The following is a 24,395-nucleotide window of genomic DNA, read 5'->3' as shown; positions in this document are numbered from 1 at the left end:
GAAAAGAAATCCATGATTATCGACCTCTACGGATTCGGCCCGGCCCTCGCCGCCGGTGCGCTGATGACCGTCAAACTGGCGCTGACGGCCCTGTGCCTGGGACTGGTGCTCGGTCTGCTCGGCGCCTTGGCCAAGACTTCCCCGTACAAGCCGCTGCAATGGCTTGGCGGTACTTATTCGACTTTGGTACGCGGTGTCCCGGAATTGCTCTGGGTGCTGTTGATCTACTTCGGTACGGTCAACCTGATGCGCAGCCTCGGTGAGTTCTTCGGCAACCCCGACCTGCAACTCAGCGCATTCGCCGCTGGCGTGATTGCGCTGGGCCTGTGCTTCGGCGCCTACGCCACCGAAGTGTTCCGCGGCGCGATCCTCGCCATTCCCAAGGGCCACCGTGAAGCCGGTGTGGCGCTGGGCCTGTCGAAATGGCGGATCTTCACCAAGCTGATCATGCCGCAGATGTGGCGCATCGCCCTGCCCGGTCTGGGCAACCTGTTCATGATCCTGATGAAAGACACCGCACTGGTGTCGGTGATCGGCCTGGAAGAAATCATGCGTCACGCACAGATCGGCGTGACCGTGTCGAAACAGCCGTTCACCTTCTATCTGGTGGCCGCGGTCATGTATCTGGGCCTGACAGTGCTGGCGATGAGCGGCATGCACTTCCTGGAAAAACGCGCCGCTCGCGGCTTTGCGAGGAGCGCTTCATGAACTGGGAAGTGATCATCAAGTGGCTGCCGAAACTGGCGCAGGGCGCGACCCTGACCCTGGAACTGGTGGCGATTGCCGTGATTGCCGGCCTGTTGCTGGCCATTCCGCTGGGCATCGCCCGCTCCTCGAAGCTGTGGTACGTGCGCGCTTTGCCCTACGCCTACATCTTCTTTTTCCGTGGCACGCCGCTGCTGGTGCAACTGTTCCTCGTCTACTACGGCCTGGCGCAGTTCGATGCGGTGCGTAGCAGCGCACTGTGGCCGTACCTGCGCGATCCGTTCTGGTGTACCACCGCGACCATGACCCTGCACACCGCGGCGTACATCGCCGAGATCCTGCGCGGCGCGATCCAGGCGATTCCACCGGGCGAAATCGAAGCGGCGCGGGCACTGGGCATGTCCAAGCCCAAGGCAATGTTCTACATCATGTTGCCGCGTGCGGCGCGCATCGGCCTGCCGGCCTACAGCAACGAAGTGATCCTGATGCTCAAGGCCAGTGCGCTGGCGAGCACCGTGACCCTGCTGGAACTGACCGGCATGGCCCGCACGATCATTGCCCGCACCTACCTGCCGGTGGAAATCTTCTTCGCCGCCGGCGTGTTTTATCTGCTGATGTCCTACGTGCTGGTGCGCGGCTTCAAGCTGCTGGAGCGCTGGCTGCGCGTCGATGCCTGCCAAGGGCGTTGAAACTTCCCACGTGCTGACGGGCGAGGACCTACTCGCCCGTTTCACTGCGCTGGATGCTTTTTTGATTGAGCATCAGGCGCTGTGGAAACCTCGTCCGTTCACTCATCTTTCGCTTCCATGGGAAACCGCCTACCCCGAATTGGCTTCGTGGCTACGCGGACGATCGCTGGAAGATGCAGAGCTTGTGCATAACCACCCTGCCGATCTCATCGATGCGCCGGAGCCGTTCGCTTCATTGGCGGCGTTGTCGGCTGAGCTGAGCGCAGTCGGAGAGTTGCCGGCACATGCGCTGGAAGCGGCAAGCCATCGATTGAATGTCGATGTGCCGGGGCGCAAGTGGCAGCAAATTGAAGCGTTCGCCAGCCGCTTGTCTTTCGCCTCTGCGCCAACACATTGGCTGGACTGGTGTTCCGGCAAGGGGCATTTGGGCCGACGCCTGCTGGGCGCCGGGCAACAGCTGACCTGTGTTGAATACGATCCGGCGCTGGTCGCCAGCGGTCAGGCATTAAGTCAGCGCCATCATTTGCACGCCCTGCATGTCGAGCAGGATGTGCTGGCAGCAGACGCCACGACTGTTTTGAGCGCTCAACACACCCCGGTCGCCCTGCACGCCTGCGGCGACCTGCATGTGCGCCTGATGCAACTGGCGAGCGCTGCCGGATGTCAGCAGATGGCCATCGCCCCGTGCTGCTACAACCGGATCAATCGCAACGAGTACCAGGCCTTGTCCTGCGCCGGCATGCGATCTGCCCTACAACTCTCGCTCGAAGATCTGGCACTGCCCATGAGCGAAACCGTCACCGCCGGCGCACGCGTCCGACGTCAGCGCGACACCTCGATGGCCCGGCGCCTGGCCTTCGACCTGCTGCAACGGCAACTGCGCGGCGTCGACGAATACCTGCCAACCCCGTCCCTGCCCAGCGTCTGGCTGGACAAACCCTTCGCCGATTACTGCCGCGACCTGGCAGCGCTGAAAGAGTTATCCACAATCGGCACGCCAGACTGGCAGGCACTGGAAGCCGCCGGTTGGCAGCGGTTGGCCGAAGTTCGCAACCTGGAACTACTACGCGGACTGTTCCGACGACCGTTGGAGCTTTGGTTGAACCTGGATCGAGCACTTTTCCTCGTCGAACAGGGATACGACGTACGCCTCGGCACCTTTTGCGACACCCCACTGACACCGCGTAATTTCCTGCTGCTGGCCGAACGCGCTTAAAATCTTTACAGCCTGTGGATAACTCTGTTGATGGTTTTCCAGTGGATCCAATATTCACGGCCGTTAGACCGCTTAAACAGCATTGGTCATTTTTTGTTCATATTGATAAAAAACCTGTAAAACAGGGATTTGCGCACAAAATGAGAACGTGTCCACAAAATCCCCTGCAACACTGCCGTTGCGTCGATCCGTTGTGCATAAGCTTCCAATCAAAACGACATAAACGGGTGAAATGGGTGCTTGAACGGTGCGGAAATCCTGCCCTCACGCTCAGTCTGGCTTGATCGCGTAGCACCTCGGTTTTGCGGCTAAAAACTCGGCGTCACCGCTCACGCCAAGCCTGATCCAGCGCCTGCGTAAAAATAGTCTGAATTCAGGGGTTTACAGAACCAACCCAATCGCTATAATCGTCGCCCACACGCCGGTATAGCTCAGTTGGTAGAGCAACTGACTTGTAATCAGTAGGTCCCGGGTTCGACTCCTGGTGCCGGCACCATACAAAACGAAGCCCCTGCAGAAATGCAGGGGCTTTGTTGTTTCTGGGGTGTTTATATTTTTGCAGTTTCAGCTTCAGTGGAAATAGCTTCATCCCTTCCCCCGCCCTTCGGGCGATCAGGGACACTTCCTCTTACACACTAAGAGAGAACGGGCTTTGACCCGACGCTCATATTTCCGTCTTATGCTAAATTATGAAATAGCAATAATTATGGTGTACACATAAAAAGGTGTAATCGTATGAGCAGCATTTTTCAGCGCCCTGAACTGGCAGAGTCAATGGCTAACCAGCTTCTCAATCCAGGTGTGCTCGACGAAGGTCTTCGCTCAGGTCTGTTTCTATCTGGCCTGCGCCGTACAGGTAAAACGACGTTTTTGAGGAGCGACCTTATCCCGGCCTTGGAGGAAGCAGGTGCTTTGGTCATCTATGTCGACTTATGGAGCGACACTCTGGCCAACCCGGCAACGCTTGTGCACAACGCCATCCGGGAAACCCTGAAAGATCTGCAAACTCCGGGTTCCTCTGCCTTGGAAACATTCAAGCGCGTCAGCAATGTTGAAATCGGCGCCGCTGGATTTAAGTTCGGTTTCAAACTCGACAGTATTGGCAGCGTCGACGGCCCGACTCTGGCGCATGCACTCACTGAAGTTGTAGATCAAGCCAAGACTGATCTGGTGTTGATCATTGACGAAGTACAGCACGCCATTTCCTCAGACGACGGCAATCAACTGCTCCTGGCACTCAAAGCCGCCCGCGACGCCATCAATCCTCGCCCGAAAACGCCGGGATATTTTCTGTTTATTGGTACCGGCTCGCACAGGGCGCAAGTCAGCGAATTGACCGCCAAACGCAACCACGCCTTTTCCGGCGCCACGTCAGCAGCCTACCCATTGCTGAAAGGCGATTACGTTGAATTCCTGCTCAACCGCCTCGCAATGACAGTGAAGAAGGACAAACTGCCATCCCTCGAAGCCGCTATCGACGCGTTCAACACTTTGGGAAATCGACCTGAAGAAATGCTGAAAGCCCTACGCCAACTCTTGCAGCAAGAGGGCGAACCCGATGTTTTCCTACCAGTAATCGCCAGCACATTACGCTCGGCCGCGGCGAGCATCGAGCTGGAAAAAGTCGAGCTACTGGGTAGCCTGGCTCAAGCCGTTTTCAACAAGATCGCATCTACAGAAGGCGATGCTCGCGGAATTTTCTCCACTGACGCAGCTGCTGAGTATTCAAAGTCAGTCGGGCGAGAGGTGAGGGTCGAGGAGATTCAACCGGTGGTGATTGCGCTGGTTGCCGAGAACATCATCATGCGACGTGGCCATGGGATTTATGCGATTACAGATCAGTTTGTTCAAGAGATCTGGCTGGAAGAGCGGGCCTTGATAGAGGGGAGCTAGACTGAAAAGCATGTATTACAAAAACCCCGTACGAATATGCTGAGGCTTTGTTTTTCCGAACCAGTAGATATCGCAAGCAGGATGGAAGTACCGCAACGCATGGCGCGAGGTCCTGAGAAATTTGTTCTAACGAGAAGCCAGGCAAAGCCACTACTGGCCACGATGGCGCGCCTCTATTCCCCAGCTACCGTCAAACCCGTCGCTGCCAATTCAAGGACCGGCCCTGAGAACCCGGGTAAGGTACAGGCAAGCCGCCAGTAAGAAGCCTCGCCGCACCGCGAGGGCTTGTTGCGCTTCAAACCTGACTGATCTCAAACACAAACGAAATCCTGCGTTGACTCGCACTCCACACATAACGCAGATGTTTGCCCTGCTTCGGAATCGACACCGCTGGCGGCCGGAACGCGGCGACACATTCGTGGCCCGGCAGGCGAACGCTGTTGTAGAGCATCCCCCACGATTCAGACTCACGCAGTTGTCGGGCAAACGCCTGGGATGGGCCATAGGCGTCTGGATCGGGTTGATGCAAATCTGGAAAGTCGTGACGAACATCATGCAGCGGCTTAACCACGCGATTAACGTAAGTCCGCATGGTCAACTCAAGATCCGCTTCGTGGGTGGCCGCAAGAAAACGTTCCTGGTGATAGCAGGTTTCGGCGATGGCCGCGGCCTGGCTGCTGGCGGCGTAGTAGACGCCGAAGGTGCCATCGGTGAAGCGGCTGCTTTTGCCGATGTGGGTAAACGCCGCCATCACCGGGGTTGAACCGGGGCCGGAGAGCCGGTCTTCGGGGCGCACGCGGGCGAGGACGCCGGCCTGCTCGATCAGGCGATCATTGGTCAGCGCTTCCAGCGCGTAGGCGATTTCCAGGTCTTCGGGGTCGAGCACGTCTTCGAACAACGCAATCGGCGGGAAGCTGCTGTTGACGATCCGGTAGGCTTTGGGCCATTGCGGATCGGCCAGCGGTGGGGCCTTCAACCGCGCACCCCGTCGAGGTAGCGGCGCACGTCGGCGATATCGACCACCCTCCCCGCCAGCATGTAATCCAGCGCGGTCCGGCCATTGAATGGCGCCGCCGTATTCGGGCTGCTGACCCACGTATAGGCGCGCTCGCGGCTATTGCTGAAGATGATGCTCAGCGCCTTATGAATGCCCATCAAGTACGAGATGCGCTCCAGCGTGTCATGCGGCAGGCGAATGTTCGGCGGCAAATGTTTGTACTTGTAGAACGTGGTGTTGCCGACGCCCCCCAACAGCGTGCGCTGCTGCTCGGCGTTGCAACCCCAGCGCTCCATGAGGTTGAAGAAAAACTTCAGCGCGACGCGCCCGGCTTCGGGGACGTCGAGTTGTTCACGCGGGGTGAGGGCTGGGGATGAGGTAGGCATGGTCGTCCTTCTTCGCTGTTCCGCAAGCTCAGCGTAGTACACATATGAATTTTTTCAATAACTCTATCCGCATACGAATAAAAATCCTCAAAACCCAGGTTGACACCTCAATGTTCGGTGGCAGAGAATCCGGCTCAAGAGCGCGAAACCGACTGCCTTCAGGTGGCAATAGTCGGCGTTAGGAACCCCGTTGATGACCTGAAAATCAGCGCCCGGGTGAGACCTCTTCTCCCCTGCTTGAGGGAGCACAATATCAAGCGACATTCATGTGAAGGGCAGCCTGAGAAGGCTGCCCTTTCTTGTTTGAGCTACCGGTAACGTCGATACAACAGTTCACCATGCCGATGCTTGTTCAGGCCCTTCTTGTCACAGTTCATGAAATTCCAGAGTAGGTTGCCACGCTCAACATGGATGACCACCAGCATCTGGTATCTCGCGTTGTAGGCGCCGATGAAGGAGAGTCGAAACGAGGCGTCATCGTAGGGGACCCGCCATATTTCTAACGGTTTCGTCAGGGTATCTCGCGCAAATTCGGTGAATCGCTCACGGGCATTCGGGCGCTTTTCCACCGTATGAAGCAAATGCTCATGCTTCACCAAAACCGGTCCATATGGCGTTTCGATCAGAACAGCATCAAGACCGTGAACAAGCCCAAAGCCTCTGGCAACTTGCTCCCACGCTGCATTGAGACTCGAGGCACCCGGAAGCTCTCTAACTGCAGAAATCAGGAGGCCGGGGTCGATATCGCGAATATCCGGTAAGCCCAGATCTTTCCAGGTTTTTTGATCGGGTAACGCCCTGCTCCCCTGCAAACTCATGGCATCGACTCGCTAGCTTCGCGGATGCCGGCATTGCCTGGAAATCCATGGCCTCGGACTAAAAGTCCCGAAAATAACTACCTGATATTTCAGCCACTTGTGCATTGGCGGTAAATCAGCCCGTTCGCTCTTTTCTATAGGAGGCTTCCGACAACGGTGCAAAACAGTGACGTTTCGGTGTGGGAAATACTCAAAAATGCAGTAGTCCCGGGGCATAAAAAAGTGCCCGACTCGTCCGAGCCGGGCACTTTTCTTGACCCCAATCACCCCCACGTCATCAAAAATCCCGATCCTGTGTCAGCTTCCAGCCATCGGCGGGGACATCAATTCGCTACTAAACCCGCGACAACTATGCTCAGGTGCTGGAATATAGCCAGCATATGACGCCGGATCGGCAGTCTCGTAAACAACAATACCCAGCCCACTTCAGAGGGCATTACCCATGGATAGCAGAACCTTACGCAACCTCATGCGCATCGTGCAGACCGGCTCGTTGTCGGCCGCGGCCGAGCATTCGTGCCTGACTGTGCAGGCCTTGGCCGCACAGTTGAACAAGGTCGAAGAGCAGTTCGGTTTCCGCTTGTTTCGTCGTTCCAACAAAGGGCTGACGCTGACGCCGCAAGGCACGGAGCTGACGCCCTACATCGACAAAGTGCTGATTGCCACGCGACAGATGGAAGAAAAGGTCGAGGCGCTCAAGGTGCCTGGCCAGCGCACATTGAAGGTTGCGTTGAACAACACGTTGTCGTCTGACTTCAACCGGCGAATGATCGGACGCCTGATCGAGGTGTTTCCCGATTACCAGATGGAATTCAGCTACGCCGAGTCGATGGAGAACCTGAGCAAGCTGAAGAATGAGGACTTTGACCTCGCGGTGCTGATCGGCCCGCAACGTCCGGGTCTGCCGAGCATTGTTTTGCCGGATGTGCAGGTGCAGGTGGTCGGTGCCCATTGCGGGCAGGAAAACGATCCACTGACGTTGCTGGGCAACAAGTTTCAGGTGCGTCCTGCGGAAGATTGTCCGTATTCCCACAGCTTCCTGCGCTTTCTCGACGCTGGTCTGGGCAATCACGAGAACGGTCAGCGCATGGTCTATTCCTGCAGCGAGACCCTGACGCTATCGTTGATCACGCAGATGGACGCGGTCGGCATGGTGTCTCGTGAGGCCGCGCAAAAGAACGGCCTGACGATTTTCCCCGGTTTCGAGGATTTCCTCGAAGTGCGTCTGGCGGTGAACAATCCGAACCTGTCGGGCCAGGCCCTGAATGACGTGGTCGATCTGCCGCTACATGAACGAGCCGAGCGCAATGTACGCAGCCGTCCCAACCGCCACACTGAGAAAGAGGTTTTTGCTGAAATACGCACATAACAGCGTCGGAATGGCTGCATAAAATTCCGGGCGGTCGAGCTGTAGGTGCTGATCCTTGATCAACAAGGGAGTCAGGCTGATCGCAGCGACGATCGCCACCGGCAGGTATTCCAGCGCCCGCGCAACGAATGGCGGCCAGTGCTCGGTGTTGACTTGCAGTGGCAACGCGCGCGGCAGGAAAGTCACGGCCATCATCAGCGCCACCACCAGAATCAGGAACGTTTGGTCAGGCATACACCCACTCCGCAGCCCACAAACGTGGCGATGAATACGTTGAATGGCGAAGTACCGACCAGGCTCAGCGCGCCCATGCAGGCGACGGCAGCCGCTGCGGCGATGAGTTTGTTGCGGGTGTTGCACAGCGACACCAGCACGTAGAGCATCATCGCGGTCAGTGCGTAGTCGAGCTGGTATTTGATCAGGTGCGATGCATATTGCGCGCAAACGGCGCCCAGCAATCCGCCCAGCACCCAGGAGGTGTGGCAGAACAGGTTGAAGCCGATCAGGTAACGGATATTGACCGGCGCGCCGGTGCCCAGCTTGACGCTGTGAAACGCAAAAGACTCATCGGTCAGTCCACCCGCGTAAGCCCAGCGCTCCATGCGGCTGAGCCCCAGTGCGCGCAGGGCCTTGGCCATGTACACCGACATCAGCATGTGCCGCGCATTGATCAGGAACGTGGTCAGCACGATGGTAGTCAGCGAAGCACCGCTGGAGATCAGCGCCAGCGCGGCGAATTGCGAAGCGCCGGCGTAGACGAACAAGCACATCGCCACCGGCAGCCACATCGGCAGCCCGGCGTTGACCGCCATCAGCCCGAACACGAACGACACCGTGAAATAACCGGCCACCACCGGGCTGGCTTCGGCAAACGTGCGCGATGGCTGATGGGCAGCCATCAGCGGCGCACTGCCGGACGTTTCATTCATAGATCCCTCTCAAATGTCCGCTCGCCGTGGGGTTCGCAAAAACCCTGGGCAGTCCAGAATCGCTTGCCCGCGAGGTTAGCATCGTCGACGAACAGAAACATCCGTAATACACCGACCCGTTTCATGTCAGACGACGCCGCTTCCACCAGCCGCTGGCCGACGCCCTGGCTGCGATAGCGTGGGCTGACCGCCAGGTGGTTGATGGTGCCGCGGCTGCCGAGCATGCCGCCGAGCACCGCACCGACGATTTCACCCTCGACGTCGAAGGCCAGATAGGCCGTGGTGGTCTTCTGGATCAATACACCGCGCAGGCATTTGGCGTCCTGCCACTCACAGAACGACACCTCGTCGAACTGGCGGAAGAAACGCTCCATGCGCTGCGCGTCCTTGGCGGTGGCGCGTCGCAGCACCACCGGCGTCGAGCACTCGACGCCATCGATTGGGGTGATCTGATTAGCGAACAATGTCGAAAGCGGTCCCGGGCCGCGAGAAGGAAATCGCCAGAATCTGCCGGTAAGCCATGGCATGCGTGTGGGTGTTGCGCGCCGGAGTCACGTAGTGGCGCATGTCGCGGTCAAGGAAGTACGTGGTGTCGAGGATTTCCTTGTAGGTGGTCGACGCCAGTTGATGCTCGTGAACATCGTACAAACGGCTTTCCGCGCCCTCGACGTTGTTGCGCCCCCAGAAGTGCACACCGCTGAACGGATAGCCGTCGCAGTGAATTCCTTCCGGAGTGATTTCCAGTTGCTTGCCGGGTTTGATCTCGATGCGGATCTGATGGATCTGGCATTGCCAGATTTCATCGTGCAGCTCTTCCGGCAACACGCTTTTGTACACTTCAAAATCGGTGTCGATCAGGCTGCGCATCACCGGCGAAGTAATCACTTCATCGGAGAAGTCCTGAAAGTGCCGCACAACACCACCCACGTAGGCGTTGTTCTCTTTGGACTGCACGTACGCGCGATGCTCGAGTTGCTTCAATTCACGTGTTTTCGGGTTGTACTCAAAGTCGCTGTAACGACGGTAACGCATGCCGGCTTCGGCCTGACCGTAGTAACTGTCTGGCTCCATGTTTTCCCAACTTTTGGTCAGTCTGACGAAGTCGGCAAAATGACCGTAGAGATTGAAGTCACCACCCTGGACGTTGACATATTTGTCGCGCCGTAGCGATTCGCCCACTTCTCTGTTCAAAACGATCATTACCAAATTCTCCGCTGCGTTGAGCGGCCTAATCTATTAGGTGGAGAATTTGCGTCCATGAGAAAGAATTTCAGGCATTTAAAGCCCAGTTTGAAACGGAGTTTGCAGCAGCGTAAAAACAACTTTTACATGACAAAAACACGGGTTTTTTACAGTTTCTATAGAAAAGACCTCGAAAAAAAACCCCGAACCAGTCGGGGTTTTCTCATATTTCTTAAACCGGATCGTTCATCAGAAGATGTTGATCGGGTAGTCCACGAATACACGCAGCTCGTTGCCGCTGACGTTGTACTCGCTGGATTTCTGCGAAACGCGCAGGATCGAGCTGCGCAACTTCACGCTCAGGTCTTTCGCCGGACCGCTTTGCACGACGTATTTGACCTGGTTGAAGATCTCACGCTCGGTACCACCCGTGGTGGTGGAGGTGGTGATGTTGTCGCCACGCACATAAGCGAAGTTGTAGCTCAGACCCGGTACGCCGAAGGCACCGAAGTCCAGGCCGTAACCCAGCTGCCAGCTCCGCTCGTCTTCAGCGTTGAAGTCCGACCAGTAGGAGTTGGCCAGGTAGATGGTGTTGCCACCGTCACCGACCCGACCTTGCTCTTTCTGATAGCCGCCGTAGGCGTAGCCCAGGTTGCTGTCGCCGGTGGAACGCTGGTGCGCCACGGTGAACGAGTGCGGGCCGGTGGCGAACGTCGCTGCCAGGCTCCAGATCTTGTTGTCGTCACCGGTAGCACCGCTCTGACGAACATAGGAGTCGTCGAGCTTGGTGCGGTAGCCGTTGAAGTCCAGGGTCAGGGACTGATCCTTGTCGATCGGGAACACGTAGTTGGCGTTCACGTACTGCTTCTTCAGCACGTCTTCAACGTCGGAAGCGTACAGCGCCGCCTTGAATTGTTCGGTGAACTGGTAGCTACCGCCCAATACGTTGATAGCCTTCAGACCACCGCTGTCACGACCTTCAGCGCTTTTGCGCGATTCGGCAGTGAAACGACCGGCGTCCAGTTGCAGGCCTTTGATCTCTTTGGAAGTGATCAAGGTACCGGTGTAGCTTTCCGGCAGCAGACGCGAGTTGTCGTAGTTCAGCACCGGCAGGGCCGGCATCTGGTCGCCGTAGGTCAGCGTGGTATTGGACAGACGGAATTTGACCGCTGCGCCGCCCTTGGACAGGTCGTTGGCAGGTTTGCCGCTGTCGCCACGTTTGAAGAAGTCGATGCCGCCGGCACCGCTGCGATCTTCGCTACGCTCCAGGTTCAGGGCGTACAGGCCGAAGGCGTCAACACCCACACCGATGGTGCCTTGGGTGAAACCGGACGAGAACGTACCGATGGCCGCTTGGCCCCACTCAGACTTGTCTTTGTTGCCGTCTTTGTAATCACGATTGATGTAGGCATTGCGCAGCAGCACTTTCAGGCTGCTGTCTTCAACAAAACCCTTGGACTCGGCCTGGCCGTCAGCCATGGCCTGTGTGGCACTCAACATCCCCAGTGCGATCAGACTGATTCGCTTGTTCAACATTTTGTTTTCCTTATTACGGGTTGAAACGCGCTGTGTCGAACGGCTGAAACGGCGCTAATGCACTCTTTTTTCACCCCGAAAACAAAAAGGCCCGCCCACGGAAAAACCGTGGCGGGCCTGTTTATTATTTTGAGTCATGGCGGTTGGCCACAGGCGTTGGGCCGAATCGTAGCCGCGCCCTCAATAATGTGTCAATTTCAAGAATCGTCTTTAAATAGGTAAAAATCGTCTAAGAATCGTAAATTTTGCGATAGCGCATTGCTCGAAAATGCGCTCAGCCAGTGAATCCAGCGCGATTACACGCAGCCCTCGAGACCGCATTGCGCGGGGGATTGCCCTGGCTCAACAGCGACCACCGCTTGCCCCAACCACTCGGCGAATGCCTGCGGTTTGCCCAGCCATGGGCTGATGTCGAGCAAGGTAAATTGTCCGTCCTGCTCCAGTGCCAACGTTGGAAATCCCTGGCCGCCCAGTTGCGCCAACAGCGCGCGGCTGGCTTTTACATGCGCTGTCGTATCAACGGACTTGAACGCAGCCGCAAAGGTGTGCTCGGCGTAACCCAACTCACTGGCGAGTTCGAACAGCACAGATTCATCGGCAATGCGCCGCCCTTCCACGTAATGCGCCGTTTGCAAACGTCCGAGCAGTTGCAGACCACGGCCGTCGATGGACTCTGCCGCCATCACCGCTGCGATCGGCGGCGTCGAATCGAAAACCGCCGAGTGATCGCGCAGCAGGCCTTCGAAATACGCCTCGCCAAACGGCTGCCCGGTGTATTCGGCAATGCGCCGGTCGTGGGGCATGACGTAATCGCGCAGTTGCGGCGAAACGCGCTGGCGATTCGCGCCGCTCATCATTCCACCCGCATGGGCAACGACCGGCAGCACTTGCTGCGCCGCTTGCACCAGCGGTTTGGCACCGTAGCACCAGCCGCACAATGGGTCGTAGATGTAGTGAAGGATCATGGGAGTACTCCGGCAACCAATCAGGAAAATTCGATGCCGGCAGACTATTCCCTCGTGTGTTGGCGAAAAACGTCGGAATGCCTTTCAGACTGTTTCGGTAATCGGTCAAATTGTTCAAAGGGTCGGTGTGTATCGAGATCGACACAAATTGAAACAATCCAATAGGGGAACTTCTCAGGAATAAATTACGGGAGCAAATGCAAAGCATTACCATTTGCGCGTTTGAATTTCCCTACCCTTTCGGATGCGCTTTTCCATGCCTGCCCCGTTCCGCCTCACGCCCGTCACCCTTGGATTGTCTGCCTTTCTAACCAGCGGTTTTGCTTACTCCGCCACCGAACTGCCTGCCACCGCGATCAGCGCCGAAGAACAAGCCGAAGACCCGCGCGTCAAAATCAGCAGCACCGCGACCCGCACCTCGACCCCGGTGCGTTATGTGCCGCAGGCCATCGACTCGATCAAGACCGCGAACGTCGCCGACTACGGCACCAATGACATCGGCGACGCCCTGAGCGGCATTCCCAACGTCAGCAGCAGCGCCGACACCCGCTTCGACAGCCTGCGCATCCGTGGCTTCGACGCCAGCAACGACTTCTATCTGGACGGTATTCGCGACGACAGCCAGTACAAGCGCGACCTGCACAACATCGAACGGGTCGAAGTGCTCAAAGGCCCGGCGGCGGTACTTTACGGCCGTGGCAGCCAGGGCGGGATCGTCAACCGCGTGAGCAAGCTGCCCGAGTTCGGCCGTCGCTCGACCATCGAAGCGCAGGGCGGCAGCGAAGACCTACGCAGCCTGTACGCCGACCTCAGCACCGACCCCAGCGAAAACCTCAGCCTGCGCCTGAACATGGGCAACATGGATGAAAACAGCTTCCGCGACGGCGTCAGTGGCAACCGCCAGCTGTTCGCGCCATCGATGAGCTGGCAGCTGACCCCGGACCTCAACTGGCTGGTGCAATACGAGTACAGTCGCTACAACCGTACGCCGGATCGCGGTATTCCCGGCGTCAACGGGCGCCCAGCAGATGTCGGTCGCGACACCACCTACGGCAATGATCACGACTTCATCGATGACAAGGCGCAGTCCCTGCGCTCCAAACTCACGTACGAGATCAACGACAACTGGCAGCTGCGCCAGACCTTGGGCGTGTTCAAGCTCGACAGCGATTTCGACAACACCTACCTGACCGGCTTCGACCCGAAAACCAACAAGGTCGCGCGCCAGCACTGGCAGCAGGATCTGACCACCCGCAACGTCTACAACAACCTCGAACTGGAAGGCGGATTCGATACCTTCGGCCTTGAGCATCGCCTGCTCACGGGTATCGAGATCGGCAGCCAGCGCCGCGACCCGACGCTGTACAACGCCGCCACCGGCAGAACGCAAGGCGCGCAACCCGTGCCATCGCTCGACCTGTACAACCCGAACCGCAATCTGCGCCACACCGGCAGCATGCAGGTCTCAAGCAACAGCCACACCGAAGTCGAAAGCCGCGCGGTCTACGTCCAGGATCAACTGCGCCTGAATGATCAATGGCAACTGCTGGCCGGCCTGCGCTACGACACCTTCGATATCGAGTCGACCAACAAGCTCAAGAACATCACTGAGGATCGCGACAGCCACAGCACCAGCCCGCGCGTCGGGATTGTCTGGACGCCGCTGCAGAATCATTCGTTCTACGCCTCATGGTCGAAGACCTTCTCGCCAGTGGGCGGCGGCCTGATCGGCATAACCCCGGGGGCTGCCGGCAATAGCAACGACTTGAGTCCGGAGCTGACCAAACAGAAAGAAATCGGGGTGAAAAGCGACTGGCTGGATGATCGCCTGAGCACCACCCTGGCGGTCTACGACCTGGAACTCTACAACCGCCGCACCAGCGATCCGAACGATCCGACCCTGACCGTCATGACCGGTCTTCAGCGCTCCCGCGGTGTCGAGCTGACCGCCACCGGCAAACTGGTCGGCAACTGGTACATGCGCGGCGGCGTCGGCGTGCAGGACACCACCATCGAGAAGGACAACAACGGCCTGGAAGGCAAGCGCGTCAACAACGTGGCCAAACACAACGGCAGCCTGTTCCTGACCTGGAAACCGGAAATGGGCTGGTACGGCGAAACCGGCCTGACCCTGGTCGGCCAGCGTTATGCCGACAACGCCAACACCACCGTGCTGCCGGGGTATGGCCGCTGGGATGCACTGGTCGGTTACCGCTTCAAGGACTGGGATTTGCGCGCGGCACTGAACAACATCACTGACCGCGAGTATTACGCCTCGGCCACCAGCCAATATCAGATCCAGCCTGGCGCACCGCGCAGCGTGGTGATGACCGGTACCTACAGCTTCTGATTTCACACAAATCCTGTGGGAGGGGGCTTGCTCCCGAAGGCGTCGGATCAGGCAACATCATCGTCACTGACTTACCGCATTCGGGAGCAAGCCCCCTCCCACAGGTCCAATGTTCGCAGTGGGTTTTGTGTCGTGCATAAAAAAGCGCCGCCATCCCGGCAGCGCTTTTACCAATCCTTGTTGTTTTTCTTATCCTTGCATCACAGCCCATAACGCTTCCAGTTCGGCCTCGCTGAACAGGCCAGCGGGATAGCGCTCGATCATCATCCGGCGCGGATCAGGTTCCCTGATCTGACGCGTTCCATTGGATTTCAAAAAGTGCGCGACAATCTGGAGCGATTCGCCGTTTACGACCATGGGATGCAAATTCCGCTCGCTGACTACGTTCACTTCGGCGTTCATTTCAGCGCTCTCTCCCCGTTCGTGAGCGGCCAAGTTATCCAAGGTTTATGACAGAACTATTGAAGTCCCCCCTCTCCCTAGTGCGCTTTGTCCGATACAAGAGCTATGCCAAGGTTTCCGATTTGTCGACAAGCGGATACAAAGAAGCCCGCGGTCCAGTAAGGCCGCGGGCTTCTTTGCATGCACAGCGAGCTAATTGTTGCCTGGCTGATTTATGAATCAACTCAAGCTGTTACGTCTCAACTCACTCTTTGTGCGGCGCTGGCTGCTGTTGGGTAAGGCAGTGAATATTGCCACCGCCCAGTAACAGTTCACGACCCGGCACCATCACCACTTCGTGCTGCGGGAACAGCTTCTGCAGGATTTCTCGTGCAGGGGCATCCATCGGATCGTCGAAGCTCGGCGCGATGATGCCGCCGTTGACGATCAGGAAGTTCACGTAGGAACCGGCCAGACGCACAGAAGGATTGCGCTCCTGGGTACCGTCGACCGGATCGACGCCCGCGCACTCTTCTTCGGTGGCATACAGCGGCCCCGGGATCGGCATCTTGTGCACCGTGAACGGGCGGCCCTTGGCGTCGGTGCTGCTTTGCAGCAAGTTCATTGCGGCCTGGCAGCGCGGGTAGTTCGGATCCTGCGGATCGTCGGTCCACGCCAGCAGCACTTCGCCCGGGCGCACGTAGCAGCAGAAGTTATCCACATGGCCGTCGGTTTCGTCGTTGAACAGGCCATCCGGCAGCCAGATGATCTTATCCACAGACAGATTGTCGCGAAGCACCGCTTCGATCTCTTCGCGGCTCAGGTGCGGGTTGCGATTGTGGTTGAGCAGGCACTCTTCGGTGGTGATCAGCGTGCCTTCGCCGTCGACGTGAATCGAGCCGCCTTCCAGCACAAAACCTTCGGTGCGATAACGCGGGCTGCGCTCGATTTCGAGGATCTTGCCGCCGACCTGCGAGTCGCGATTCCACGGCGAGTACAGACCGCCTTCAAAGCCGCCCCAGGCGTTGAAGTCCCAGTTCACACCGCGCACTTCACCGCTGTTATTGATGACGAAAGTCGGGCCGCTGTCGCGCACCCAGGCGTCATCGCTGGACATCTCGACCACACGGATATTCGGCACGTCGAGGCGCGCACGGGCGTTTTCGTACTGGCCAGCGGAAACCGCGACGGTCACTGGTTCAAACCGGGCGATGGCCTTGGCCACGGCGGCATGCGCAGCTTGTGCCGGCTTGCCACCCAGGCGCCAGTTGTCCGGGCGCTCGGGCCAGATCATCCAGGTCTGAGTCTGCGGCGCCCACTCGGCCGGCATGTAGAAGCCATCGTCACGCGGGGTACTTTTCAAAGTGGTCATCGGATCAGGACTCCTGGGAACCGTCGAAGGGTTGCAAAGCAATGGCGACTTTATAACCGATAAATATCGTATTTTAAATGCTTTAAAATGACGCTCGTCTAAAAAAAACAGTTAAATACCGATACAAATCGAATTAGCACTGAACCCATGTGGGAGCGGGCTTGCTCGCGAAGGCGGCACATCCGTCGATATCTCCTTTGAATGAAAAACCGCATTCGCGAGCAAGCCCGCTCCCACAAAAGCAGCGTTTACAGACCTTCTTCGAGCACCCGATCCAGCATGTCGACAAAGAAGTCCACACTGCGCCGCGAGGTGACCATCGGCGGTTTGATCTTGAGAATATTCAGGTCATCCCCGGTCGGTTGCATGAAGATCCCCAACTCGCGCAGGCGATCGCACAACAACGTGGTCTCCTCGGTGGCCGGCTCCAGCGTCTGGCGGTTGCGGATCAGTTCCACCCCCAGATAGAAGCCGGAGCCATGTACCGCACCCACCAGCGGATGTTTATCGATCAGCGCTTCCAGCCGCGCCTTGAAGTGACCGCCGACCACCTGGGCGTTTTCCCAGAGCTTTTCTTCTTCCATGACATCCAGGACTGCCATGCCGATCTGACAGCTCACCGGGCTGCCACCGGCCGACGAGAAGAAATAGCCTTCGGCCTCTAGCGCCTCGGCGATTTCCCGACGCGTAATCACCGCGCCGAGCGGCTGGCCGTTGCCCATGCCCTTGGCCATGGTGATGATGTCCGGCACCACGCCCTGCTCTTCGAAGCCCCAGAAGAAGTGGCCCATGCGCCCGTAACCGACCTGCACTTCGTCGGCGATGCACACCCCGCCCTGGGCCCGTACCAGCGCATAGACCTGTTTCAGATAACCGGGCGGCAGGGAAATCCCGCCGGCATTGCCGTAAACCGGTTCGCAGATGAACCCGGCCAGTTGGCGCTTCTGCGCGGCGATATGCGCCAGTTGCGCTTCGACGCTGCGCACATAGTCCGGCGCAGAATCGAGACCACGGAATTGGCCACGATAAATATTCGGCGCGGTCACCGGGTGCACCCAGTCCGGACGGCTTTCCAGCGCACGCGGGTTGTCGGCGATGGATGTCGATACCGCATCGGCGCCGACCGTCCAGCCGTGATAGGCCTCGAGCACGCTGAGCATGTCGCGCCCGCCGCTGTAGGCCCACGCCAGACGGATCGCCAGGTCGTTGGCTTCGCTGCCGCTGTTGACCAGAAACACCCGGTCCATGCCGTCCGGCGCCAGTTTCAGCAAGCGTTCGGAAAACTCCGCCACGGCGGCATAGTTGAAGCGAGAGTTGGTGTTAAGCAGCGACCACTGCCGCGCCGCCACCTGAGCCATGCGCGGATGACCATGGCCGAGCACCGCGACGTTGTTGAGCATGTCGAGGTAGGAGCGGCCCTGCATGTCGATCAGGTGATTGCGCCAGCCGCGCTCGATGCGCGGCGGGTCGACGTAATAATGTTTTTGCGTGCGGGCGAAACTCGCGTCGCGCCGTTCGAGCAAGGTTTTGCCGTCCAGCTCCGGCTCGGCATCACAGGCCAGCCCGAGCAGAGTGGCTGGCGAAGGACACAAGGCCTGCCACGCGGCAGCGCGCGAAGGGCTGCAGAACCATGGCGCATCCAGCGATGCCACACGACTCAACTGCACAAGCAACGGACCGCTGACCGCACCCAGCACCTGCCCTTTGACCAACGCCGCGCCGCTGTGCAGCGAAGCATTCACACCGCGCAAACGCACGCTGAGTTGCGGCCCGTCGAGTTGCAGCACACCGTCCGCCGCGTGGTGCAGCACACCGGCAAACGGCGCTTCCACGGTCGTGCCCTGTGGCACGCGCAGTTCAACGTGCAGCGGGAAGGTCTCCGGCTCTACCGCGCTGTCCACTCGCGTCTGCGACAAACGGTATTGCCCATAACGACTCGCCGCCAGGCCATGCGCGACAGCGGCTTCAGTCAGCAGCCGTTGATCGATCCCCTCCTGCTCCCAGTTGCCCGCTTCGAAATGCGGACTGAGGACGCCAAGATCTATCAGCGCAAACTCGCGCCCGACCAGCTCTGGCAACAACGGAGCGAAGCCTTCACTGTCAATGGCCGGCAGCGGCTGGCCGACCGCCGTGAGGATCGCCGCTTCCATCAGCGCCAGCGGTACAGACGTGGCCACGTGGAAAATTTCCCATTCGTGGCCAAGGTTATCGCGGCTGTAGGTGTTGCCCGGATCGATGCTGACCTGCTGCTCGCCACTGAGTACCAGCACCGCTGCGCGGGCCACGGTCAATGGCCACAACGCCAACAGCTCTGCATGTTGCAACGGATTGACTGCGTGATAGGCCTGCACTGCCGGCAGAATCACCAACGGATCACCGCCGGCATGGTGCAGCAGCGCCGCGCAGGTCACCGACAGATCGGTAATGCGCCAAGTGCGGATCAGATCTCCGAAGTCGATCACGCCCTGCAATTGCCAATGACGCTTGGCATCTCGTTGCCAGACCACGTTGTCGTCGGTGATGTCCATGTGGATCGCCTGCACCGGCAGCTTGTCCAGCAGCGGCTGCAAGCGACGTTCGGCCTGTTCGGCAGCGTCAGCAATCAGTGCGCGCTGGCCTTCATCCTTGATCACCGGCAGCAGATGCTTGATCAGCGCACTGGCGTGACGCGCATCCCACTGCAGCGTGCGCTGAAGGCCTGGGTGATCGAAGCCGGCCAGGGCCAGATCCATCTCGCCACACAGTTGACCGAAACCGGCCACCACGTCGTGGCCCAAGTGATCAAGATGAGTCAGCGACTGACCCTCGATGTAGTCCAGCAAACGCACGTGCACTGGCTCGCCGTCGGCCTCCAGCGATAACAGATCCGCTCCGTTACTGGCCGGGATCACTCTGGGCACGTGCACCGAAGAGTGTTCGGCAAGGTACTCGAGGCCTGCATGCTGAGCCTGCAACTCCACAAGTGCATAGTCGCCGCGGCAGATTTTCAGGACAAACCGCCCACGCTCAGTGTCGACCCGATAATTCAGATCCTGCTGACTGCCCAGTGCCTGTAACGTGCCACTGAGGCCGTAATGCTCCGCCAACCACTGCCGGGCCTGCGCTTCAGAAACCTGCGGGCTGGGCAAACTGGCGCGATGAATCAACGTGGCGAGCGGCATGGAACGACCCCTGAAATTTTATTAGGCGCCTATATCGCCATTGCTACCGTGGATGCGCAACCCCCGATCCGTGTTATTCAAGCGCTCGCATCCGCCAGCGCTTTGCGCAAGAATGTCGGCCATTCATCTCTATCTGGAAAAACCTCATGAATGTAATCACCACCGATCTGCCGGGTGTTCTGATCATCGAACCCAAGGTATTTGGTGACGAGCGCGGCTTCTTCTACGAGAGTTTCAACGCCAAGGCATTCCAGGAAGCGACCGGTCTGGAGACCCAATTCGTTCAGGACAACCATTCGCGCTCGCAGAAAGGTGTGCTGCGCGGCCTGCATTACCAACTGCAAAATACTCAAGGCAAACTGGTCCGGGTAACGGCCGGTGAAGTGCTGGATGTGGCCGTGGACATCCGTCGCAGCTCGCCGCACTTCGGCAAATGGGTTGCCGTACGCCTCTCGGCTGAAAACCACCGTCAACTGTGGGTTCCGGAAGGTTTCGCCCATGGTTTCGTGGTGCTGAGCGAGTTTGCCGAGTTCCTCTACAAGACCACCAACTACTACGATCCATCGTCCGAGCGCAGCATTCGCTGGGACGACCCCGCTCTGGGCATCGACTGGCAGCTTGATGAAGCACCGAAGCTGTCGGCCAAGGATCAGTCCGGCGCGCTGCTCAAGGACGCTGACGTCTTCGCCTGAGCCTAGGCATAATGCGCCTGTCACCACAGGCGCATCCGGCTCATGAAACCTACCCTTCCCCGCAGACCTCGCTGGCGCAGCCTCGCCCTGCTGGCGCTGTGTCTGGCGCCGCTTCTATGGCCGCTGGAACATCTGGCCGAGCGCTATTACCGCAGTGAACTGGCCGGGCAAAACCGCCAGACCCTCGACCTCTACGTTGCCAACCTGCTCGGTACCCTGCACCGCTATGAAGTGCTGCCGCAGATCCTCGGCGACCTGCCGGCCCTGCGCGCCGTACTCGGCGCACCGGACGACGGCGTCACCCAAGGCAATGCCAACCGCCTGCTGAAAAACATCGCGGCGCAGACCGGCGCCGAAGTCATGTACCTGATGGACACCAGCGGCCAGACCCTGGCAGCGTCGAACTGGGACAAGCACGACAGTTTCGTCGGGCGTAATTTCGCTTTCCGCCCGTACTTCAGTGAAGCCATGGCCGGACGCCTCGGGCGCTTCTTCGGCCTCGGTACCACCTCGGCCAAGCGCGGTTATTTCTTCGCGGCGGCAGTGCGCAACGGAGAGAAAATCATCGGGGTGCTGGTGATCAAGGTTGACCTCGACCACACCGAAAGCCTGTGGGGCAAAACCCCGGAACAACTGCTGGTGACCGACCATAACGGCGTGGTGATTCTCACCTCGCGTCCGGAATGGCGCTTCCGCTCGACCCGCCCCCTGAGCGAGCCCGAGCGCTTGGCGATCACCGCCATCCAGCCCTATCCGACGCGTGAGCCGCGCCCGCTGAACCTCAGCCCCAATGCCTGGCTGACGCAAACCGTGAACATCGCCGAAACCGGCTGGAGCGTCAGCATCCTCGCCCCCCGTACGCTGATCGACCGTCCGGTACGCACCGTGGTGGCGATCGGTGGCGCCACACTGTTGGTGGTGATGCTGTTGCTGGGGCTGATGATGCAACGCCGTCGGCATTACCTGGAGCGCATCGCTTTCGAAGCCAAGGCCCGTCGTGAACTGGAAGGCCGGGTGGCTGAACGGACCAGCGACCTCGAAGGCCTCAACCGTCGCCTCAAGCAAGAAGTGCTGGAGCGCGAACAGGCCCAGCAGGAACTGGTGCGCGCCCAGGACGATCTGGTCCAGGCCGGAAAACTATCGGCGCTCGGAACCATGTCGGCGAGCATCAGCCATGAACTCAATCAGCCGCTGGCGGCGATTCGCAGCTACGCCGAAAACGCCGAAGTGTTGCTCGATCATCAGCGCACCGACGACGCCCGCGGCAACCTCAAACTGATCAGCGAACTCACCGGGCGCATGGCCTCGATCATCGCCCACCTGCGGGCCTTCGCCCGCCGCGATCGCCATGCCCCGGAAAGCGTGGCCCTGCAACCGGCGCTGGACGATGCGCTGGCGTTGCTGGCCAAACGGCGCCGCAGCATGGAAGTCGAGCTGATCCGCGACCTGCCGGCCGCCACCCTGTGGGTCGAGGCCGGGGAAACCCGGCTGCGTCAGGTGCTCGGCAACTTGTTGGCCAACGCGCTCGATGCGCTGACCGAAAAAGGCCCGCCGCGCAAACTGTGGCTGAGTGCCGAATCCACCGCCGAGGGCGTCAACCTGTACATTCGCGACAACGGTCCGGGGTTCTGCATGGAAGCCCTCGGTCGCGCCAGCGAGCCCTTCTACACCACCAAGACCCGCACCCAGGGCCTTGGCCTGGGGCTGGCCATCTGTGAAACCCTGATGCGCGCCTTCGGTGGTGAACTGTCGTTCGCCAACCACAAGCAAGGTGGCGCTTTGATCACCCTGCGGCTGCGCGCCGGCGCGCCCGGGGTCAGCCTGCAACCGTCCGAGGATCGAAGTGCATGACCATCGACAATCGCATTCAGGTGGTGTTGATCGACGACGATCCGCACTTGCGTCAGGCCCTCGGCCAGACCCTGGACCTGGCCGGGCTGAAAATCCTCCCGCTGTCCGAAGCCAAAGGTCTGGCCGGGCAACTGGAGCGTGACTGGCCCGGTGTGGTGGTCAGCGACATCCGCATGCCGGGCATGGACGGCCTGGAGCTGTTGAGCGAATTGCATGCTCAGGACCCGGAGCTGCCGGTGCTGCTGATCACCGGCCACGGCGATGTGCCGCTGGCGGTGCAGGCGATGCGTGCCGGCGCCTATGACTTTCTGGAAAAACCGTTCGCCAGTGATGCGCTGCTCGACAGCGTGCGCCGTGCCCTGGCCCTGCGCCGGCTGGTACTGGACAACCGCAGCCTGCGCCTGGCCCTGAGCGATCGCAACGAACTGAGCGCGCGACTGGTCGGCCACTCGGCGCCGATGCTGCGTTTGCGCGAGCAGATCGGCGCGCTGGCCGCGACCAAGGCTGACGTGCTGATCCTCGGTGAAACCGGCGCCGGTAAAGAAGTCGTGGCCCGTGCGCTGCACGACTTGTCGAGCCGGCGCAACGGCCCATTCGTGGCGATCAACGCCGGGGCACTGGCCGAATCGGTGGTCGAAAGCGAACTGTTCGGGCATGAGCCGGGCGCGTTCACCGGCGCGCAGAAACGCCGCATCGGCAAGTTCGAATTCGCCAACGGCGGCACGCTGTTCCTCGATGAAATCGAAAGCATGAGCATGGACGTGCAGGTGAAATTGCTGCGCATGCTGCAAGAGCGCGTGGTCGAACGTCTGGGTGGCAATCAGTTGATCCCGTTGGACATCCGGGTCATCGCCGCGACCAAGGAAGACCTGCGTCAGGCCGCCGATCAAGGGCGTTTTCGCGCCGACTTGTACTACCGACTGAACGTCGCCCCCCTACGCATTCCGCCGCTGCGCGAACGCGGCGAGGACGCGCTGGTGCTGTTCCAGCATTACGCCGATGAAGCCAGCGCCCGCCACGGTTTGCCGCCTCATGAACTGCAACCGGCGCAACGCGCCTTGCTGCTGCGCCACACCTGGCCGGGCAACGTGCGCGAACTGCAGAACGCTGCCGAGCGTTTCGCCCTCGGTCTGGAACTGGCGCTGGATAACAGTGGAAGCGAAGGCGGCGGCAGCACGGTGGAAGTCATCAGTGGCGGGCTCAGCGAGCAAGTGGAAAACTTCGAGAAATCGTTGATTGCCGCCGAGCTGGCGCGCTCGCACAGTTCGGTACGCAGCCTCGCCGAAGCCCTGGGCATTCCGCGCAAGACCCTGCACGACAAACTGCGCAAGCACGGCTTGAATTTTGCCGACAGCAGCGCCCATGGAGACGAAGCCGAATGAGTCGCGACAGTCGCTATCTGGAATCGGTGCTGCATCACGACATTCCCCTGACCCGGGAAATGGGCCTCAAGGTTCTCGCCTGGCACGAGCAGCAGTTAAGCCTGCACTTGCCGCTGGAGCCGAACGTCAATCACAAGAGCACCATGTTCGGCGGCAGTCTCTACTGCGGCGCGGTATTGGCAGGATGGGGCTGGCTGCATCTGCGCCTGAAGGAAGAAGGCATCGAGGACGGGCACATCGTGATTCAGGAAGGGCAGATCAACTATCCGCTGCCCGTGACCGGTGATGCCACGGCGATTTGTCCGCCACCGCAAGCGCTGGTCTGGAAGAAATTTCTGGCGATGTATCAGCGCTACGGGCGCGCGCGATTGACGCTCAATACGCGGATCGTCAACGCCGGGAGTGAAGAGGATGCGGTGACGTTCAGCGGGCAGTACGTTCTGCACCGCTGAAGCAAAAGATCGCAGCCTTCGGCAGCTCCTACACGGGATTCGCATTTCCCTGTAGGAGCTGCCGCAGGC

General features: G+C 59.4%; 22 protein-coding genes and 1 tRNA gene. 11 read left to right on the top strand and 12 right to left on the bottom strand.

Features of this window, described 5'->3' with window-relative positions:
- The first annotated feature begins 12 nt into the window (after positions 1 to 12).
- The 5 genes from NTD85_RS24945 to NTD85_RS24925 all read left to right on the top strand — a co-directional run bounded on the left by NTD85_RS24945 (position 13) and on the right by NTD85_RS24925 (position 4,503).
- Positions 13 to 708, top strand: a complete 696-nt coding sequence (locus tag NTD85_RS24945; RefSeq protein WP_003220715.1) for an ABC transporter permease — start codon at positions 13 to 15, stop codon at positions 706 to 708.
- Positions 705 to 1,394, top strand: coding sequence for an ABC transporter permease (locus tag NTD85_RS24940; RefSeq protein ID WP_003220713.1), 690 nt, complete (start codon positions 705 to 707; stop codon positions 1,392 to 1,394). The genes NTD85_RS24945 and NTD85_RS24940 overlap by 4 nt, the downstream gene beginning before the upstream one ends.
- A complete protein-coding gene (locus NTD85_RS24935) occupies positions 1,375 to 2,610 on the top strand; it encodes an SAM-dependent methyltransferase (RefSeq protein ID WP_262143469.1) in 1,236 nt (411 codons plus the stop codon). The genes NTD85_RS24940 and NTD85_RS24935 overlap by 20 nt, the downstream gene beginning before the upstream one ends.
- Before the next feature lie 420 nt (positions 2,611 to 3,030).
- Positions 3,031 to 3,106, top strand: a tRNA-Thr gene (locus NTD85_RS24930).
- A 239-nt stretch (positions 3,107 to 3,345) separates the two neighbouring features.
- Positions 3,346 to 4,503, top strand: a complete 1,158-nt coding sequence (locus NTD85_RS24925; RefSeq protein ID WP_103520121.1) for an AAA family ATPase — start codon at positions 3,346 to 3,348, stop codon at positions 4,501 to 4,503.
- 295 nt (positions 4,504 to 4,798) lie between these two features.
- On the opposite strand, the gene NTD85_RS24920 is transcribed toward NTD85_RS24925, so the two are convergent.
- From NTD85_RS24920 to NTD85_RS24910, 3 genes are all read right to left on the bottom strand, one after another.
- Entirely contained in the window at positions 4,799 to 5,479 is a 681-nt protein-coding gene (locus NTD85_RS24920) for an RES family NAD+ phosphorylase (protein ID WP_262143468.1), read from the bottom strand.
- Complete coding sequence (locus NTD85_RS24915) at positions 5,476 to 5,886, bottom strand: MbcA/ParS/Xre antitoxin family protein (protein WP_007961687.1); 411 nt, start codon at positions 5,884 to 5,886, stop codon at positions 5,476 to 5,478. Before NTD85_RS24915 ends, NTD85_RS24920 begins: the two co-directional genes overlap by 4 nt.
- A 308-nt stretch (positions 5,887 to 6,194) precedes the next feature.
- Complete coding sequence (locus tag NTD85_RS24910; RefSeq protein ID WP_201136045.1) at positions 6,195 to 6,704, bottom strand: PBECR2 nuclease fold domain-containing protein; 510 nt, start codon at positions 6,702 to 6,704, stop codon at positions 6,195 to 6,197.
- Between the two features lie 442 nt (positions 6,705 to 7,146).
- Here NTD85_RS24910 and NTD85_RS24905 point away from each other — a divergent pair, with 442 nt between their 5' ends.
- Positions 7,147 to 8,073: a LysR family transcriptional regulator gene (locus tag NTD85_RS24905; RefSeq protein ID WP_045122253.1), complete on the top strand. Its 927-nt coding sequence runs from the start codon at positions 7,147 to 7,149 to the stop codon at positions 8,071 to 8,073.
- Here the strand turns inward: NTD85_RS24905 and NTD85_RS24900 are convergent.
- The 6 genes from NTD85_RS24900 to NTD85_RS24875 form a co-directional block, all read right to left on the bottom strand.
- Positions 7,990 to 8,307, bottom strand: coding sequence for an AzlD domain-containing protein (locus tag NTD85_RS24900; RefSeq protein WP_003220702.1), 318 nt, complete (start codon positions 8,305 to 8,307; stop codon positions 7,990 to 7,992). The genes NTD85_RS24905 and NTD85_RS24900 overlap by 84 nt on opposite strands.
- A complete protein-coding gene (locus NTD85_RS24895; RefSeq protein WP_003220701.1) occupies positions 8,286 to 9,002 on the bottom strand; it encodes an AzlC family ABC transporter permease in 717 nt (238 codons plus the stop codon). The genes NTD85_RS24900 and NTD85_RS24895 overlap by 22 nt, the downstream gene beginning before the upstream one ends.
- The gene (locus tag NTD85_RS24890) at positions 8,999 to 9,376 is read right to left on the bottom strand and encodes a GNAT family N-acetyltransferase (RefSeq protein WP_003220700.1); all 378 of its coding nucleotides are present in this window, start codon (positions 9,374 to 9,376) and stop codon (positions 8,999 to 9,001) included. Before NTD85_RS24890 ends, NTD85_RS24895 begins: the two co-directional genes overlap by 4 nt.
- A gap of 79 nt (positions 9,377 to 9,455) precedes the next feature.
- Entirely contained in the window at positions 9,456 to 10,202 is a 747-nt protein-coding gene (locus tag NTD85_RS24885; protein WP_003220699.1) for a 2OG-Fe dioxygenase family protein, read from the bottom strand.
- Between the two features lie 231 nt (positions 10,203 to 10,433).
- On the bottom strand, positions 10,434 to 11,720 hold the full coding sequence (locus NTD85_RS24880) for an OprD family porin (protein WP_103485291.1): 1,287 nt from the start codon (positions 11,718 to 11,720) through the stop codon (positions 10,434 to 10,436).
- Between the two features lie 296 nt (positions 11,721 to 12,016).
- Positions 12,017 to 12,685: a DsbA family protein gene (locus NTD85_RS24875; RefSeq protein ID WP_262143467.1), complete on the bottom strand. Its 669-nt coding sequence runs from the start codon at positions 12,683 to 12,685 to the stop codon at positions 12,017 to 12,019.
- A gap of 256 nt (positions 12,686 to 12,941) precedes the next feature.
- Between NTD85_RS24875 and NTD85_RS24870 the strand changes: the two genes are divergently transcribed.
- The gene (locus NTD85_RS24870) at positions 12,942 to 15,035 is read left to right on the top strand and encodes a TonB-dependent receptor (protein WP_262143466.1); all 2,094 of its coding nucleotides are present in this window, start codon (positions 12,942 to 12,944) and stop codon (positions 15,033 to 15,035) included.
- Positions 15,036 to 15,224: 189 nt separating this feature from the next.
- On the opposite strand, the gene NTD85_RS24865 is transcribed toward NTD85_RS24870, so the two are convergent.
- From NTD85_RS24865 to NTD85_RS24855, 3 genes are all read right to left on the bottom strand, one after another.
- On the bottom strand, positions 15,225 to 15,437 hold the full coding sequence (locus NTD85_RS24865) for a hypothetical protein (RefSeq protein ID WP_003220694.1): 213 nt from the start codon (positions 15,435 to 15,437) through the stop codon (positions 15,225 to 15,227).
- Positions 15,438 to 15,681: 244 nt separating this feature from the next.
- Positions 15,682 to 16,788: an agmatine deiminase gene (gene aguA, locus NTD85_RS24860; protein ID WP_262143465.1), complete on the bottom strand. Its 1,107-nt coding sequence runs from the start codon at positions 16,786 to 16,788 to the stop codon at positions 15,682 to 15,684.
- Between the two features lie 248 nt (positions 16,789 to 17,036).
- Positions 17,037 to 19,949, bottom strand: coding sequence for an aminotransferase (locus NTD85_RS24855; RefSeq protein ID WP_262143464.1), 2,913 nt, complete (start codon positions 19,947 to 19,949; stop codon positions 17,037 to 17,039).
- 146 nt (positions 19,950 to 20,095) lie between these two features.
- Here NTD85_RS24855 and rfbC point away from each other — a divergent pair, with 146 nt between their 5' ends.
- From rfbC to NTD85_RS24835, 4 genes are read left to right on the top strand one after another with little or no spacing between them, the layout of a single operon-like run.
- Complete coding sequence (gene rfbC, locus NTD85_RS24850) at positions 20,096 to 20,641, top strand: dTDP-4-dehydrorhamnose 3,5-epimerase (RefSeq protein ID WP_262143463.1); 546 nt, start codon at positions 20,096 to 20,098, stop codon at positions 20,639 to 20,641.
- Between the two features lie 42 nt (positions 20,642 to 20,683).
- Positions 20,684 to 22,492, top strand: coding sequence for an ATP-binding protein (locus NTD85_RS24845; protein WP_103485296.1), 1,809 nt, complete (start codon positions 20,684 to 20,686; stop codon positions 22,490 to 22,492).
- Positions 22,489 to 23,874 (top strand): sigma-54-dependent transcriptional regulator, encoded by a 1,386-nt coding sequence (locus tag NTD85_RS24840; RefSeq protein ID WP_003220686.1) that lies wholly within the window; start codon positions 22,489 to 22,491, stop codon positions 23,872 to 23,874. Before NTD85_RS24845 ends, NTD85_RS24840 begins: the two co-directional genes overlap by 4 nt.
- Complete coding sequence (locus tag NTD85_RS24835; RefSeq protein ID WP_262143462.1) at positions 23,871 to 24,326, top strand: thioesterase domain-containing protein; 456 nt, start codon at positions 23,871 to 23,873, stop codon at positions 24,324 to 24,326. Before NTD85_RS24840 ends, NTD85_RS24835 begins: the two co-directional genes overlap by 4 nt.
- Positions 24,327 to 24,395 lie beyond the last annotated feature (69 nt).

Origin of the sequence: Pseudomonas sp. 13B_3.2_Bac1 (assembly GCF_025466205.1) — a bacterium.
GTDB lineage: Bacteria > Pseudomonadota > Gammaproteobacteria > Pseudomonadales > Pseudomonadaceae > Aquipseudomonas > Aquipseudomonas fluorescens_H.
Note: the sequence above shows the minus strand (reverse complement) of the source record. Positions and strands in the feature narration are given on the sequence as shown.

Coding starts and splice junctions, on each gene's coding strand:
- NTD85_RS24945 (WP_003220715.1), top strand. CDS start 13: ATGATTATCGACCTCTACGGATTCGGCCCGGCCCTCGCCGCCGGTGCG.
- NTD85_RS24940 (WP_003220713.1), top strand. CDS start 705: ATGAACTGGGAAGTGATCATCAAGTGGCTGCCGAAACTGGCGCAGGGC.
- NTD85_RS24935 (WP_262143469.1), top strand. CDS start 1,375: ATGCCTGCCAAGGGCGTTGAAACTTCCCACGTGCTGACGGGCGAGGAC.
- NTD85_RS24925 (WP_103520121.1), top strand. CDS start 3,346: ATGAGCAGCATTTTTCAGCGCCCTGAACTGGCAGAGTCAATGGCTAAC.
- NTD85_RS24915 (WP_007961687.1), bottom strand. CDS start 5,886: ATGCCTACCTCATCCCCAGCCCTCACCCCGCGTGAACAACTCGACGTC.
- NTD85_RS24910 (WP_201136045.1), bottom strand. CDS start 6,704: ATGAGTTTGCAGGGGAGCAGGGCGTTACCCGATCAAAAAACCTGGAAA.
- NTD85_RS24905 (WP_045122253.1), top strand. CDS start 7,147: ATGGATAGCAGAACCTTACGCAACCTCATGCGCATCGTGCAGACCGGC.
- NTD85_RS24900 (WP_003220702.1), bottom strand. CDS start 8,307: ATGCCTGACCAAACGTTCCTGATTCTGGTGGTGGCGCTGATGATGGCC.
- NTD85_RS24895 (WP_003220701.1), bottom strand. CDS start 9,002: ATGAATGAAACGTCCGGCAGTGCGCCGCTGATGGCTGCCCATCAGCCA.
- NTD85_RS24890 (WP_003220700.1), bottom strand. CDS start 9,376: ATGGAGCGTTTCTTCCGCCAGTTCGACGAGGTGTCGTTCTGTGAGTGG.
- NTD85_RS24885 (WP_003220699.1), bottom strand. CDS start 10,202: ATGATCGTTTTGAACAGAGAAGTGGGCGAATCGCTACGGCGCGACAAA.
- NTD85_RS24880 (WP_103485291.1), bottom strand. CDS start 11,720: ATGTTGAACAAGCGAATCAGTCTGATCGCACTGGGGATGTTGAGTGCC.
- NTD85_RS24875 (WP_262143467.1), bottom strand. CDS start 12,685: ATGATCCTTCACTACATCTACGACCCATTGTGCGGCTGGTGCTACGGT.
- NTD85_RS24870 (WP_262143466.1), top strand. CDS start 12,942: ATGCCTGCCCCGTTCCGCCTCACGCCCGTCACCCTTGGATTGTCTGCC.
- NTD85_RS24865 (WP_003220694.1), bottom strand. CDS start 15,437: ATGAACGCCGAAGTGAACGTAGTCAGCGAGCGGAATTTGCATCCCATG.
- aguA (WP_262143465.1), bottom strand. CDS start 16,788: ATGACCACTTTGAAAAGTACCCCGCGTGACGATGGCTTCTACATGCCG.
- NTD85_RS24855 (WP_262143464.1), bottom strand. CDS start 19,949: ATGCCGCTCGCCACGTTGATTCATCGCGCCAGTTTGCCCAGCCCGCAG.
- rfbC (WP_262143463.1), top strand. CDS start 20,096: ATGAATGTAATCACCACCGATCTGCCGGGTGTTCTGATCATCGAACCC.
- NTD85_RS24845 (WP_103485296.1), top strand. CDS start 20,684: ATGAAACCTACCCTTCCCCGCAGACCTCGCTGGCGCAGCCTCGCCCTG.
- NTD85_RS24840 (WP_003220686.1), top strand. CDS start 22,489: ATGACCATCGACAATCGCATTCAGGTGGTGTTGATCGACGACGATCCG.
- NTD85_RS24835 (WP_262143462.1), top strand. CDS start 23,871: ATGAGTCGCGACAGTCGCTATCTGGAATCGGTGCTGCATCACGACATT.